The sequence below is a fragment of the Sphingomonas sp. Leaf208 genome, from assembly GCF_001421415.1.
In the GTDB taxonomy this organism is placed as follows: Bacteria; Pseudomonadota; Alphaproteobacteria; order Sphingomonadales; family Sphingomonadaceae; genus Sphingomonas.
Genome location: NZ_LMKH01000035.1, coordinates 246,945 through 261,432, shown reverse-complemented (window position 1 = coordinate 261,432; position 14,488 = coordinate 246,945). Strand labels below are relative to the sequence as shown.

Below are 14,488 nucleotides of genomic sequence, written 5' to 3'. Positions count from 1 at the left end.
GGCCGGCAGCCTCAGTCGGGATCACCCGATGGCGTGAGGCTGCCCGGAAAATAGCCGAGATGCGGCGGCTGGTTATAGGCGGTGTTCTGCCACGCGACGCCCGCGCGGTAGACCGGGTCCTGCATCAGCGTGACGAGGCGGTGCCTGGTCGAGTACGGCGTCACGTAGATGCGCAGTTCGCGGTTGTCCGCCGAACGCCACACCACCTCCTCGCGCCAGTCGCCGAGAATATCCGCCTGGAGCGCAGGGTTGGATTTGGTGCCGTTATTCGATGCGACGTCGGTCGGATGCAGTAACGGCGAGGCGGTGCCCGTCTTCCAGTTCCATTTGCTGATCGTCGTACCGTCGAGCAACTCCTGGAGCAGGTCGCCGTCCCAATAGAGCGCGAAGTTGGTCTGGCGCGGGGCCGGCCCGATCGCATTGCCCTTCACGTCGAACAGGTCGCGACTGTTCGAGCCCCATAGCTCGGCCCCGACATGACGTGGGTCGATATCCGCGGCGAGCCCGCGGCCCGTGTCGGTATCGGCGGGCTTGGTCCAGAGAATGGCGCCGGTGCGCGCGTCGAGTAACGCCGAGCCGATCCCGCCATTGGTCTTCACCTGCTCATGCACGCCCCATTTTTCGAGCCCCGGCCGCAGCGGATCGAGATCGGCGACATGCATCGCGTCGCCGTGGAACAGCGGCACGGTCCACAATCCCTTGCCGTCGTCGTCGACCGCCATCGATCCGTAGATCACCTCGTCGCGACCATCGCCGTCGACATCCGCGATGCTCAGCTGGTGGTTGCCGCGGTCGGCATAGTCGGCGTTACCCGGCGCCGCGCTGTCGAACAGCCAGCGCTTGGTCAGCTTGCCGCCGCGATAATCCCACGCAGCGATGGCGGTGCGCGCATAATAGCCGCGGCCGAAGATCATGCTGGGGTGCTGCCCGTCCAGATACGCTGTCCCGGCCAGGAACCGGTCGGAGCGGTTGGCATAGCCATCGCCCCAAGTCTCGCGCATCTGGTCGAAGCTTGGATTACCGCCGGGATAGCGAGGTGGATCATAGGCCGCGGTAGCGAGCGCCTTGCCGGAGCGGCCATCGAACACCGTCAGATATTCCGGGCCCTTCAGGATGCGGCCGACAAGCGGCGCAACCTTGGTGCCATCCGCGAGCACCTTCGCGCCGGTCTTATCCGGTTGCGGAACTTCGCCGTCGCGACTGCGCCAGTCCGCCTTGGTGTCGCCGATCGTGACTCCGGTGCCATCGACGGTACCGTCCGCAGTCTTCATCGCGATTTCGGCGCGGCCATCGCCATCGTAGTCGGCAACCTGGAACTGCGTGTAATGCGCACCCGCGCGGATGTTGCGGCCGAGGTCGATCCGCCAGAGCCGCTTGCCGTCGAGCGTATAGGCGTCGACAAAGACGTTGCCGGTATAGCCCGCTTGGCTGTTGTCGTGGCTGTTGGTCGGATCCCATTTCAGCATCAGTTCGTAACGCCCGTCGCCATCGAGATCGCCGACGCTGGCATCGTTGGCGATATAAGTGAACGCGTCGCCATCGGGCGTCGTCCCGCCGGGCGGGGGCACGAGCGGGATCGACAGATATCCGTTCGGTGCCATTAGCGCGGGGGCACTCGGTGCTGCTGCCTTCCCGCCGACGAGGGCACGAATGGTATAGCGGGCGCGATCATTACCCTCGCGATCGACGAACGACGTCGCGTCGGCGAGGGGTTGCGGGGTGATCTTGCGGCCGTCGCGATAGACGTCGAAGCGGGTCGCGGACGGATCGTCTCGCAACAGCCGCCAGCTGACGAGCCAGCCGCCGTCCTTCGCGGGCGTGGCGACGACGCCGCGATCCAGCCGCTCTACCGCGCGGGACGGCGATGCCGCCAGCGCGGGCGTAGCAACACCGACCATGAGCGCCAGGAACGCGCGGCTGCCTATCGTCATCATCATCTCCACTGCGGCGTGCCAATTATCGCACTTATCCCAATTATTATGATTGCCCTTCAGGAAATGGCAAACTAATAAACGGGACAGAGCTTCACAATATGGTTTTTCGTCGGTCATGGTACCGGCGTTGGCGACGGTAACGACCGCGCCGAGACGAGGGGATGATGATGACTGGACCCAGCACAGAAATCGATCGCGCATCATGCCGCAAGGCCTGCCGCGCCCGTGCCTTGTCGACGCGCCCAGCCGGCTAGCCCAGCCACCTAGCACGGTGACTTCACGATGGGCCGGCTACCGCATGCGTCGCCGCCCGGAACGTCTTTCGGGGGAAATATGATGACACATCACACTTGTTCGGTGCGCAATCTGGCGATCACGACGTCTGCACTGGCGCTGATGCTGGGCTCGGCGACCGCCGCTACCGCCCAGACAACTGCACCTGCGACGCCCGCGACAGGCGTTGCGCAACCCGCACAGAAGCCCGCGCCCGACGCGACGCTGCCGGACGGCGCGACCTCGGAAGACATCCTCGTCGTCGGCACGCGCGCGTCGCTGCAGTCGGCGATCGCCCGCAAGCGCAAGGCCGGCACCGTGGTCGACTCGATCGTCGCCGACGACATCGCAAGCTTTCCCGACAAGAACCTCGGTGACTCGCTGGCCCGCGTCACCGGCGTGCAGCTCGATCGCGACTTCGGCGAAGGCACCAAGGTGTCGATCCGCGGCGTCGAACCCGATCTCAACCGCATCGAGATCAACGGCGTCACCCAGGCCAGCGCCGATGGCAGCCGCTCGGGCGATCTACGCGACCTCGCGACCGAACTCGTCAAGTCGATCGACGTCTACAAGGGCTATAGCGCCGACCTGACCGAAGGCGGCCTCGGCGGCACGGTCAGCGTCGAGACGCGCCGTCCGCTCGAACTGGCAAAGCCACTTCTCAGCGCAGTGGCCTCCGCCCAGCATCTCGACACCGCGCAGAAATGGCGTCCCCGCCTCACCGGCATCTTCGGGACACCCCATTTCCTGCTCGACGGCCTCGGCATCCTCGGCACCGTCAATTACGAGAAGAAACAGCTTCGCCAGGACTATATCAGCAACACCAACTGGAAGCGGATCGCGGATTTCGATCGCTCGGACGAGAAGACCGTCGCCAACCCCGCTTATGCCAATTTCAATACCTATGGCAGTTGCGCAGGCGTCGGCGGAGCGAATGCGGCAGCGGCGACGACGCGGCGGCTGGCTTGCGAGACGCAGTTCTTCGACTGGGTCCCGACCGTGCCGCGCCTGCGCCAGCGCCGGATCGACGACCAGCGCCTGTCCGCCGATCTCCAGGTCCAGTATGAATTCGCACCCAACTTCCGCGCGTACGCCGAAGCGATCATCACCAACCGCAAGCAGCAGTTCAACGACGTCAACTACTCGCTCGATCTCGGCCGTTTCGAGCGCTTCAACTACGACGCCGCGCTGCCGGTTGGACTGATCGGCGGGACGTCGCGTCCGCAGATCACCGCGGGCACCTCGACCAGCGAGAACCACGTCGTCACCAGCGCGCTCACCGCGCTTAATTCGGTCAACGTCGGCACCGCCGCTGCACCGGTCTGGAACGGTGCCAGCAACATCCTCGGCGTCCAGCGTCGCGATTTCAAATACGATCAGCGCACTCGATATTACCTGACCGGGTTCGACTGGACGTTCGACGATCTCAAGATCAAGGCGCTCGCGTCGCATTCGACGGGCCGAACCGTCAACAATACCAACCTGCTCGCCTATTCGACCGGTATCGGCGGGATCACCGTCGACCGCCGCAACGACCTCGGCATTCCGGTGTTCGTGTTCCCCGAGAACTTCGACCCGAATTCGACCGGCGCCTATGTCCGCCCCGGCACGATCAACGCGCCCGGACGGCAGGCCGGACCGACGGTCCAGTACCGCCCGGAGGACAAGAACAACAAGGAAGACCAGCTCAAGCTCGATGCGGACTGGAACACCAACCTGCCGTTCCTGACGAGCATCGAATATGGCGGGCAGTTCCGCTGGCAGGAGTATGAGAACTACAACGGCGGCGGCTCGCGCCTGCTGACGCCGGCGGTTTCGGCGAATCCGTCAACCGGCGCCGCGGCCGTCCCTGCCGTGTATCAGACGAGCGCCAACGTCTCGTACACCACCGTCGTCACCGATACGCCGCCAGCAGTGCGCGCCGCGAACACCTATTACATGACGCAGGCCCAGTATGCACAGTTCATCGCGGCCAATACCGGCGGCCTGCCGGGTGCGGGCCTGTTCACCGGGCTCAAGGGTGCGCCGGCCGGCCTGCCGTCGCAACTGTCCGTCCCGACGATCGACTTCGACCGACTGGGCCAGATCTACGACCTGTCAGGTTTCGATCAGGATCTGGTCCGCAACGCCGATGGCCAGTCGCAGATCCCGACCGTTTTCATCAAGGAAACCGTCGCTGCCGCATATCTGAAGGGCAATTTCGAGCAGGACGTCCTCGGCATGCGGTTCAGCGGCAATGCCGGCGTTCGCTATATCAAGACGACCGACAAGGGCACCGGCACCAACATCAGCCGCCAGACCCGGATCCGTCCCGGCACGGGCGTGCCCGGTATTCCCGCAGTGATCGAAACGGTCACGCTTGCGGCAAACTCGCTGTCGTTGAAGAACAGCTACACCGACTGGCTTCCTGCGTTCAACGGCGCGCTGGAAATCACGCCGAACCTGACCTTCCGCGCCAACTGGGCCCGCAATCTCGCCCGCCCCAAGCCGACCGATTTGGTCCCCAACGTCAATTGTCTCGATGACTCGACCGACATCACCGGGCTCCAGGACGCCTGCACCGCGGGCAATCCCGATCTCGTGCCGTATCGCGCCGATCAGTGGGAAGTGAACCTCGGCTGGTTCCCGAACAAGGACACCGCGGTCAGCATCGGCTATTTCAAGAAATACGAGAAGAGCTTCGTCATCTCGAACGTAACGCGCGGCGATGTCGATCTCTTCCAGGACGGCTCGCTGTTCACGGTGCGCCAGCCGGTCAACGGGTTCGGCGCGTTGCTGGACGGGATCGAAGGCAGCGTACAAACCGCCTTCACGTTCCTCCCCGCACCGTTCGATGGTCTCGGGGCCAGCGGCAACTTCACCTATGCGCGCGCAATCCGGACCAACCTGACCAACGTCGCCACCGGTCAACCGCTCAACGACTATCCCGGCCTGTCGAAGTGGACCGCGAATGCGAGCATCTTCTACGACAAGGATTGGCTCAACATCCGCGTCAACTACAATTACCGGTCGAACTGGCTGGCGGTCGTGTCCGACGTCAACTTCGACAACAGCCCGATCTATCGTCGCGGCGAAGGCTATTTCGATGCCAAGGTGACGTTCCGGTTCCCCGAGCAGCACACCCAGTTGTTCATGGAGATCCAGAACATCAACAAGGAGTCGTCGGCGAGCTACATCGACAAGGCTCGGCCGGTGGAATATTATTACGCCGGCCAGCGTTTCTTCGCCGGTCTCCAGCTGAAATTTTAGAGTGCTCCCCCCTCGGCCGACCGCCGCAAGACGGTCGGCCATTTTTTCCCGGTTTTCCAGACGTGTAGCGTGACCGGAATCGACGCCAGATTCGCTGATTGCCAGCATGTAGGAGGCCGTCTTATGGAGTGGGCATGAACACTTCCACGACGAACATCGACAAGTCGGAGTCGGCCGGAAACGGCGTCGGTGCCGGCAGCCAGACCCTCATGCGCGGGCTCGATCTGATCGAGGCGGTCAGCCACGAGGTGCTGACGCTCAGCGAACTCGCGGTGAAATTAGACCTGACCAAAAGCACGACGCACCGGCTGCTGAGTGCGTTGGTCGATCGCGGTTATCTCGCCTTCACGCCGCGCTCCGGATACCGGCTCGGGCCCAAGCTGTTGCTGCTCGGCACGCTTGCGCAGGCGCAGGCCGATCTGGTGCAGGTCGCACGACCCTATCTGGAGGAGCTTGCCGCCTCGACCGAGGACACCGTGCATCTCGGCGTGTTCGACGGCGATTTCGCGCTGTATCTCGACAAGGTGCCGGGGCGGCGGCGGATCACGATTTCCAGTCGGGTCGGCGATCGCCAGCCGCTGAGTTCGACCGGGCTCGGCAAGGCGCTGATGATCGATTCCTCGCCCAAATATTGGCAGGAGCGCTTCGACGCGGACCAGGCGGCGGGTGCACCCAAGGCCGATGCGAAGGTGTGGCGCGAGCGGATGCAGGGCTATGCGACCAGTGGCCGTGCGTTCGATCTGGAGGAGAACGAGGACCAGATCCGCTGCGTCGCCGCGCCGATCCGCGATGCCGCGGGCAAGATCGTCGGCGCGATCAGCGTGTCGAGCGCTGCACAGTATATGAGCGACGACCGCATGACGACGCTGACCGACGAAGTGCGCGGCACCGCGGGCGCGATCAGTCGCGAACTCGGGTTCGAGCCGCCAACCGACTAACTGGGAGAAAATAATGTTGCTCGAAGGCAAGACCGTGCTGGTGACCGGCGCATCGGCAGGAATCGGCCGCGCGGTGGCTATCGGTTGTGCGCTACACGGCGCCGACGTCGCGCTGAATTTCGCGCGTGACGTGGCGGGTGCCGAGAGCGCCGTGGCCGAGATCGAGGCACTCGGTCGAAAAGCCGTGGCGATCCAGGGCGACGTCGCCGATCCGGATACCGCGCGCGACTTCATCGACAAGGCCGTAGCGGCGCTCGGGCGGGTCGACGTGTTCGTCAACAACGCCGGGATCTGCCCGTTCCACGCATTCCTCGACATGCCGGTCGAGACGTTCGAGCGGACCATGCGCGTCAACCTGCATGGCGCGTATTACATGGTCCAGGCGGCGGCCAACCAGATGGTCAAGCAGGGCGACGGCGGTTCGATCATCGCGATGTCGTCGATCTCGGCGCTGGTCGGCGGCGAGTATCAGACGCATTACACCCCGACCAAGGCTGGCCTGCATTCGCTGATGCAGTCGGTCGCGATCGCGCTCGGCAAGCACGGGATCCGCTGCAACTCGCTGTTCCCGGGGACGATCCTGACGGACATCAACAAGGACGATCTCGCCGACGAGGGCAAGCGGTCGTACATGGAAAAGCGCATTCCGCTTGGGCGGTTGGGCAAGCCGGACGATCTGGTCGGACCGACCGTGTTCCTCGCGTCCGATCTCGCGCAATACGTCACCGGAGCCTCGCTGCTGGTCGACGGCGGCATGTACGTGAACCTGCAATAACCGGCTCTGGGGCCTTGTGCCTGACGCGCCGCGACGTCGGGTTGGGGATTGGCGCGGCGCTGCTTCCCTTCCCTGCGCATGCCGCGATGGTGATCGACGTGCGCAAACTCGGCGCGCGCGGCGATGGGAGCGCGATCGATAGCGCCGCGATAAATGCGGCGATCGTTGCCGCCGCGCGGCAAGGCGGCGGGACGGTGCTGATCCCCGCGGGACGGTACCTGTGTTTCTCGATCCGGCTGCTGAGCCATGTGACTATCCAGCTTGCCAGGGGCGCGGTAATCGAGGCGGCCGATCCGGCGCGTCATGCCGAGCACTACGACCCGCCCGAAGACCGCGGCGAGCAACTGTACCAGGACTTCGGCCACAGCCATTGGCGCAACAGCCTGTTCTGGGGCGAGGATGTCGAGAACGTCGCGATTGTCGGCCCCGGCCTGATCCACGGGCTAGGGCTCACCCGCGATGGTCCCGGCGCGCGGTGGAAGGCGCAGACCGGCGAGCGGCCGCTATCGATGCGCCAGATGAGCGCGGCCGAGATCGCCCGGCTCGAACCCGATGCCGCGCGCATGAACGGTCTGGGCAACAAGGCGATCGCGTTCAGGAACGGCCGCAATATCCGCCTGTCCGACTTTTCGATGCTCAAATGCGGGCATTTCGCCATCCTCGCAACGGGCACGCGCGACCTGCACATCCACGACCTGACGATCGACACGGATCGCGACGGCATCGACCTCGATTGCGTCCAGCGCACGATCGTCGAGCGGTGCCGCGTCAACACGCCCAACGACGACGCGATCGTCATCAAAAGCAGTTTCGCGCTCGGTCGCGCGGTCGCTGCGGAGGACGTGACGGTGCGGCATTGCGCCGTCTCGGGTTACGACCTCGGGACGATGCTCGATGGCTCGCGGCGGATGACGCAACAACTCGCACCCGACCGCGACCGCGTGACGGGGCGGATCAAGCTCGGGACCGAGAGCAACGGCGGATACCGGCGCATCCTGATCGAGGATTGCAGCTTCACCCACTGCCGCGGGCTCGCACTGGAGACGGTCGATGGCGGCGTCATGGAGGACGTCGTCGCGCGCCGCATCACGATGCGCGACGTGACCACCGCACCGCTGTTCCTGCGGATCGGCGACCGACGCCGCGGTCCAGCCGGAACGCAGGTAGGTGCGATCCGGCGGGTGGCGCTAAGCGACATCGACGCGACGGGGATCGATCACCGCTTCGCCGCGGCGATCGCGGGGCTTCCCGGCTATCCTGTCGAGGACGTCACGCTATCCCGCATCCATCTGTCCTATCGTGGCGGCGGCACGCCCGAAGATGCCGCACGCAGGCCTGAAGACCTCGCGGGCGCCTATCCGGAACCGGGCATGTTCGGCGTACTGCCCGCCTGGGGCTTGTGGGTCCGGCACGCGAAGGGCCTCGTGATCGACCGCCTCGATCTGGCCACTACCAGACCCGATGCCCGCCCGCCCTTCGGGATCGAAGACACCGCCGGACTTTCGGTGACGCGGACGCCGCTCTGGCGCGGTTAGCGTTTGACCTGAGCCCGGAACGCCTTTACCAAATCGTACATAGCAATACCACATAGTGGATTGGGAGGGTGCGATGTCGATCCATGCGTTCAGGATGCAGCTGAAGCCCGGCGTGGTCGATGAATACCGCAAGCGCCACGACGAGATCTGGCCCGAACTGTCCGCCTTGCTGACCGAAAGCGGCATCCATGACTATTCGATTTTCCTCGACGAGGGGACGCTGTCGCTGTTCGCGGTCCTGAAGCTCGCCGAACCGAACACCCGCGATGCCCTCCCCGATCACCCGGTGATGAAACGCTGGTGGGATCACATGGCGCCGCTGATGGAGGTTGAGAATAACAACCGCCCGAAGGAATGGTCGCTCCCGCTGATCTTCCACCATGATTGACCGCACCCGCCTGATCGCGCTGGCGCTCGCCACCGCGCTGACGCCGGTGATGGCAACGGCGCAGGTCGCCCGCCCGACGCAGAACCTCGCGGCGCCGGTCAAGACCTTCGGCCGCGTCTCGTACGACGCACGATCGCTGATGATCGACGGCAAGCGCGAGGTGATCTGGTCGAGCGAATTCCACCCGTTCCGCCTGCCCAGCCCCGATCTGTGGCGCGATATATTGCAGAAGATGAAGGCGAGCGGGTTCAACACCGTCGCGCTGTATTTTGACTGGGGATATCACAGCCCCAAACAGGGCGTGTACGACTTCACCGGCATCCGCGACGTCGAGCGCGTCCTGGCGATGGCCCAGGAAGAAGGGCTTTATGTCATCACCCGCGCCGGCCCGTATGTGAACGCGGAGCTGTCGCGCGGCGGGTTTCCGGGCTGGCTGGTCAACCAGAAGGCGCGGGCAAGGACCGACGACCCGGCGTATCTCGCGGCAGTCGATGAGTGGCTCACCCACGTCAACGCGATCATCGCGCGGCACCAGATCAATGGCGACGGCAAGGGCCATAGCGGCAGCGTCATCCTCCACCAGATCGAGAACGAACTGGCGCTGACCACGCCTGCGCAGCGCCGCTACATGGACCATCTCTACGCCAAGGCGCGCGCCGACGGCATCACCGTGCCGCTGTTCCACAACGACCAGGGTCGCAACGGATACTGGGTCCCCGAGTCCTCGACCGTCGCGAACGTCGTGAAGGGGCCGGGCGATCTCTACGCGTTCGACGGTTATCCCGGTGGCACCTGCACCGTCGCGGGCAAGCCGACGCGCGGCGTCGCGGCACCCGACTGGGGGTTCTACGGCCCCGGCGGTGCAAAGGGCGGCGCGTCCGCCTCGCCCGATACGCCGGCTTTCCTCGCGGAGTTCGGTGGCGGCTGGTTCGATTACTGGGGCTCGAACGGCGGCTACGAATGCAACGCCGTCCAGCGCGGCAAGCGGTTCCAGCGCGTGTTCTACGGCACCAATCTCGCCAACGGCATCGACATCCAGAGCTTCTACATGGGCTATGGCGGCACCAGCTGGGGCTGGCTCCCCGCCCCGGTCGTGTTCACGAGCTACGACTACGGCTCCGCGATCTCCGAAGCACGCGAGCTTAGGAGCAAGGCGGAGGAGATGAAACAGCTTGGTGGGCTGATCGCCACGGTGCCGGATCTTGCGGGCATGGTCCCCGCCGCACCGGTAGAGGTGTCGTCGCCGAACGTGCAGGCGTATCACAACCGCAGCCCGGAGAGCGATGCGCGCTTCCTGATGGTGACGCACAAGCCGTCCAACGGCCAGACCGACGACCGCTTCACGATCACCGCCGACCTGCCCGACGGGCGCTACACCTTCCCGCAGGCCGAGCCGATGCGGCTGAACGGGTTCGACGCGAAATGGCTGGTTGCGGGGGTTAATTTCGGCGGGCAACGGCTGGTCTATTCGACGTCCGAATTGCAAGCCGCGCTGACGATCGATCGCGGCGACGTGATGCTGCTGTACGGTCGCGCAGGTGAGACCGGCGAGACGGTGCTGCGCTATACGTCTGCGCCAACAGTGACCGTGCTCGAAGGCAAGGTAATGTCCGCGTTCGACGCGGCGAAAGGCGACCTCAGGCTCGACTATATGCATGCCGGGCGCGCGGTGGTGCGGATTACCGGCGGCGGGCGTCCTGCCCTCACGCTGATCCTTGCCGACGAGGCCGAGGCGGTACGCTATTGGCGGGGCAGCGACGCGGTGCTGGTGCGCGGCCCCACGTTGCTGCGCTCGACCAAGGCGACCGGCGGCACGCTGGCGCTGACCGGCGATACTGCCGACACAACGCCGCTCGAAATCTGGGCTCCCGCCGCACTTCGGTCGGTGCGGTGGAACGGGACGGCGGTTGCGACGAAGACGACCGCGATCGGTAGCCGAAGCGCGACGACGGCATTGCCCGGTCCAGCGCCCGTCGCGCTCCCAGCATTGACCGGATGGCGGATGGCCCAGGGCTCCCCCGAAGCTACACCCGGCTTCGACGACAGCGGTTGGCAGGCGATCGACGGGCGCGGCAGCGCGACGACGACCGCGAAGCCCGATGGCCAGCCGAACCTGACGATGGACTCCTACGGCTTCCACGACGGCGACGTCTGGTATCGCGGCCGCTTCACCGGCACGCCTGACGCCAAGCAGATCGCCTTGTTCTACGGCGCAGGTGGTTCGGGGATGATCCAGGTCTGGATCGACGGACAGTTCGTCGGCCAGAATGAGCTGCCCAGCGGACTGCCACGGCCGATCACGACCGGGCTCGCACGGTTCGACCTGCCCGCCTCCGCACAAGCCGCTCGCGAGCATGTCGTCAGCGTCATGGTGCGCAACAACGGTCACAATTGGGACCTCGATTCCGACGATTATCACAAGGAAGCGCGCGGGCTGGTCTCCGCGTCGATCGAGGCACCGGGCGGGCGCAGCTTCGGCGTGCCGATCGCGTGGAAGATCCAGGGCAAGCTCGGCGGCGAGGACCTCCCCGATCCGGCGCGCGGCCCCGCCAACAACGGCGGCCAATATGGCGAACGGTTCGGCTGGCACCTGCCCGGCTTCGACGACGAGGCCTGGGCCGCAGCGACCCTCCCCGCCACCACGGCGACACCCGGCACGACCTGGTATCGCACGCGCTTCGATCTCGCGGTGCCGAAGGGCCAGGACACGACGATCGCGCTCGCATTCGGCGACACGACGACGCCGCGCTCGGTCGCCCGCTACCGTGCGCTGCTGTTTGTCAACGGCTGGAACATGGGGCAGTTCATCGCGCATGTCGGACCGCAGCGCGTGTTCCCGATCCCCGAGGGCATCCTCAACCACCACAGCGCGAACACCGTCGCGCTCGCAGTCACGTCCGACGGCGCGCCCGGCGATGCGATCGAGCAGGTCCGCCTGGTGACGATGCGCAACGTCAAGGGCGGCGTGCCGGTGCGGATAATGGCGGCACCCGACCGGCTGGGCGCCGCCAAATGATCACGCGCAGAACATTTGGCGCGGGCGCTGGAGCAGCCTGTCTCGCCAGCATCGCACCAGCCGCAAAGGTCGGAAGCGGCGCAAGGCCATGGCCCTATCTGATCGGCGCAGACGTCTCGTGGATTCCTGAGGACGAGTTCGGCGGTGCGAAGTATTACGAGAACGGCGTCGCGAAGGACCCGCTCGAGATCCTCCGCGGTGCCGGGTTCAACGCGATCAAACTGCGGCTCTTCGTCGATCCCGCGAAGGGGTATTCGAGCGGCAAGCCGGGCGGGCCGTGGTGCGACCTGCCGCGCACGATCGCGTTCGCCAAGCGGATCAAGGCCGCCGGTTTCCACCTGTCGCTGACGCTGCATTACTCGGACACCTGGGCGGATCCGCAGCATCAGGACAAGCCCGCCGCCTGGGCTGCGCTCACGTTCCCCAAACTGGTCGAGGCGGTCCACCGCCATACCGTCGACGCGCTGTCGGCAATGAAGCGCGCGGGCGCCGCGCCAGACCTCGTCGTGATCGGCAACGAGACGACCTTCGGCATGCTCTGGCCCGACGGACGCGTGCCGCTGACCATCCCTACCGGCAATCCGCAAACCGACGCGGTACACATGAACGTGCCCGGCGCCGGCGGATACGACCGGTTCGCGATGCTGTTGAAAGCCGGGATCGCCGGCGCGCGTGAGGCGACGCCCGAGGCGCGGGTGGCGGTGCACAATCATCTCGGGCGGCACTGGCCGATCGTCCGCTACTGGATGCACAATCTGCTTCAGCGCGGCGTCAAATTCGATGCCACCGGCTTCTCGTGCTACCAGCAACAGGCGCAGGGCGACTGGGCGCGAACCTTTACCGAGTTCGCCAAGACCTATCCCGATCACGGCTTTCTCGCGCTCGAATATTCGTCGCGCAAACGCTACATCAACGACCTCGTCCACGCGCAGCCGCACGGCTGGGGCAGCTTCATCTGGGAGCCGACGCGGCACCAGGAAGCCATCTTCACGCACAACGGCACGCCCGCCGGCGAAGGCCCCAAGCCTGACCTCCTCTCGCAGGGGATCAACGCCGCCGAAGCACCCGACGCCGTGACGACACCAACCGCACTGACGCCACCGAACGGCACGACGCCGTCGACCGGTCATGGCGGCCGCTACGACGCGGACCCCGAATTTCTCACCCTCTATCGGACGATGGCGCGCGACTACGGGCTCAGCCCTGCGCGTCCCAACAGGAGACTATAAGTGGCTGCCCTCACCCATAATGTGCCGCGCGCGGACGTGACCGCCGCGATCGCCAAGCTGATGGACAACCTCGTCAACATCAAGGACGAGACGGGCGAGTTCCTCCTGCGCCTCGAAGACGGCCGGGTCATCGACACCAAGGGCTGGGCCGGCTGGGAATGGACGCACGGCGTCGGCCTGTTCGGGATGTGGCGCTATTACGAGCAGACCGGCGACGCAGGCGCGTTGGCGATCATCAAGCAGTGGTTCGAGGATCGCTTCGCCGAGGGCACGCCGACCAAGAACATCAACACCGTCGCGCCGTTCATCACGCTCGCCTATCTCTACGAGCGCGAGCCGGATCCGCGCTACATCCCCTATCTCGACACCTGGGCCGAATGGCTGATGGCGCCGGACGGGCTGCCCAAAACCGAGGAGGGCGGGTTCCAGCACATCGTCTACAATGACGAGAATCCGGGCGAGATGTGGGACGACACGCTAATGATGTCGGTCTTGCCGCTCGCCAAGATCGGCCTGCTGCTGAACCGGCCGCACTATGTCGAGGAGGCCAAGCGGCAGTTCCTCGTCCATATCAAATACCTGTTCGACAAGAAGACCGGGCTCTGGTTCCACGGCTGGGACTTCAACGGGCGGCACAATTTCGCGGAGGCGCTGTGGGCCCGCGGCAATTGCTGGGTGACGATCGCGATCCCGGAGATCATCGAGATCCTCGACCTGCCGGTGGGCGACGCGTTCCGCACCTTCCTGATCGATACGCTCGCAGCGCAGGTGAAGACGCTCGCCGAGACGCAGGACGATAGCGGCCTGTGGCACACGCTGGTGATGGACCCGACCAGCTATCTCGAGGCGTCGGCGACCGCGGGCTTCGCCTACGGCATCCTGAAGGGCGTCCGGAAAGGCTATCTGCCGCCCCACTATGAGGCGGTCGGGATCAAGGCCGTGCAGGGCGTGCTCGCCAATATCGACGAGGCCGGCGAACTGAAGCAGGTCAGCTTCGGCACAGCGATGGGCGACACGCAGCAATTCTACAAGGACATCGCGCTCACCTCGATGCCTTACGGCCAGAGCCTCGCGATGGTCGCGCTCGCCGAGTTCCTGCGGACCTATATCTGACCCTGCGGCGTGCCTTGTTCGCGGCCGCGCTATGGCTC

The 14,488-nt window shown here is 65.4% G+C and carries 9 protein-coding genes; 8 read left to right on the top strand and 1 reads right to left on the bottom strand.

From position 1 onward, the window contains the following. Positions 1–11: 11 nt before the first annotated feature. On the bottom strand, positions 12–1,931 hold the full coding sequence (locus ASE69_RS16160) for a rhamnogalacturonan lyase (RefSeq protein WP_200924184.1): 1,920 nt from the start codon (positions 1,929–1,931) through the stop codon (positions 12–14). Positions 1,932–2,270: 339 nt separating this feature from the next. On the opposite strand from ASE69_RS16160, the gene ASE69_RS16155 reads away from it, so the two are divergent. The 8 genes from ASE69_RS16155 (at position 2,271) to ASE69_RS16120 (ending at position 14,450) form a co-directional block, all read left to right on the top strand. Beyond that, complete coding sequence (locus ASE69_RS16155; RefSeq protein WP_056489450.1) at positions 2,271–5,456, top strand: TonB-dependent receptor; 3,186 nt, start codon at positions 2,271–2,273, stop codon at positions 5,454–5,456. Positions 5,457–5,590: 134 nt separating this feature from the next. Further along, positions 5,591–6,394, top strand: a complete 804-nt coding sequence (locus ASE69_RS16150) for an IclR family transcriptional regulator (protein WP_056488914.1) — start codon at positions 5,591–5,593, stop codon at positions 6,392–6,394. A 10-nt stretch (positions 6,395–6,404) separates the two neighbouring features. Continuing rightward, on the top strand, positions 6,405–7,169 hold the full coding sequence (locus tag ASE69_RS16145) for an SDR family NAD(P)-dependent oxidoreductase (RefSeq protein ID WP_056488912.1): 765 nt from the start codon (positions 6,405–6,407) through the stop codon (positions 7,167–7,169). Positions 7,170–7,183: 14 nt separating this feature from the next. Beyond that, positions 7,184–8,704 (top strand): glycoside hydrolase family 28 protein, encoded by a 1,521-nt coding sequence (locus tag ASE69_RS16140; RefSeq protein WP_235518878.1) that lies wholly within the window; start codon positions 7,184–7,186, stop codon positions 8,702–8,704. Positions 8,705–8,777: 73 nt separating this feature from the next. Then, a complete protein-coding gene (locus tag ASE69_RS16135; RefSeq protein ID WP_056488910.1) occupies positions 8,778–9,092 on the top strand; it encodes an L-rhamnose mutarotase in 315 nt (104 codons plus the stop codon). After that, positions 9,085–12,108: a glycoside hydrolase family 35 protein gene (locus tag ASE69_RS16130; RefSeq protein ID WP_056488908.1), complete on the top strand. Its 3,024-nt coding sequence runs from the start codon at positions 9,085–9,087 to the stop codon at positions 12,106–12,108. Before ASE69_RS16135 ends, ASE69_RS16130 begins: the two co-directional genes overlap by 8 nt. Continuing rightward, the gene (locus tag ASE69_RS16125) at positions 12,105–13,337 is read left to right on the top strand and encodes a glycosyl hydrolase 53 family protein (protein ID WP_056488905.1); all 1,233 of its coding nucleotides are present in this window, start codon (positions 12,105–12,107) and stop codon (positions 13,335–13,337) included. The genes ASE69_RS16130 and ASE69_RS16125 overlap by 4 nt, the downstream gene beginning before the upstream one ends. Then, entirely contained in the window at positions 13,338–14,450 is a 1,113-nt protein-coding gene (locus ASE69_RS16120) for a glycoside hydrolase family 105 protein (RefSeq protein ID WP_056488903.1), read from the top strand. It abuts the gene before it with no gap. Positions 14,451–14,488: the final 38 nt, after the last annotated feature.

Bases quoted from the DNA above. Each gene is read 5' to 3' on its own strand.
- ASE69_RS16160 (WP_200924184.1), bottom strand. From the start codon at position 1,931: ATGACGATAGGCAGCCGCGCGTTCCTGGCGCTCATGGTCGGTGTTGCT.
- ASE69_RS16155 (WP_056489450.1), top strand. From the start codon at position 2,271: ATGACACATCACACTTGTTCGGTGCGCAATCTGGCGATCACGACGTCT.
- ASE69_RS16150 (WP_056488914.1), top strand. From the start codon at position 5,591: ATGAACACTTCCACGACGAACATCGACAAGTCGGAGTCGGCCGGAAAC.
- ASE69_RS16135 (WP_056488910.1), top strand. From the start codon at position 8,778: ATGTCGATCCATGCGTTCAGGATGCAGCTGAAGCCCGGCGTGGTCGAT.
- ASE69_RS16130 (WP_056488908.1), top strand. From the start codon at position 9,085: ATGATTGACCGCACCCGCCTGATCGCGCTGGCGCTCGCCACCGCGCTG.
- ASE69_RS16125 (WP_056488905.1), top strand. From the start codon at position 12,105: ATGATCACGCGCAGAACATTTGGCGCGGGCGCTGGAGCAGCCTGTCTC.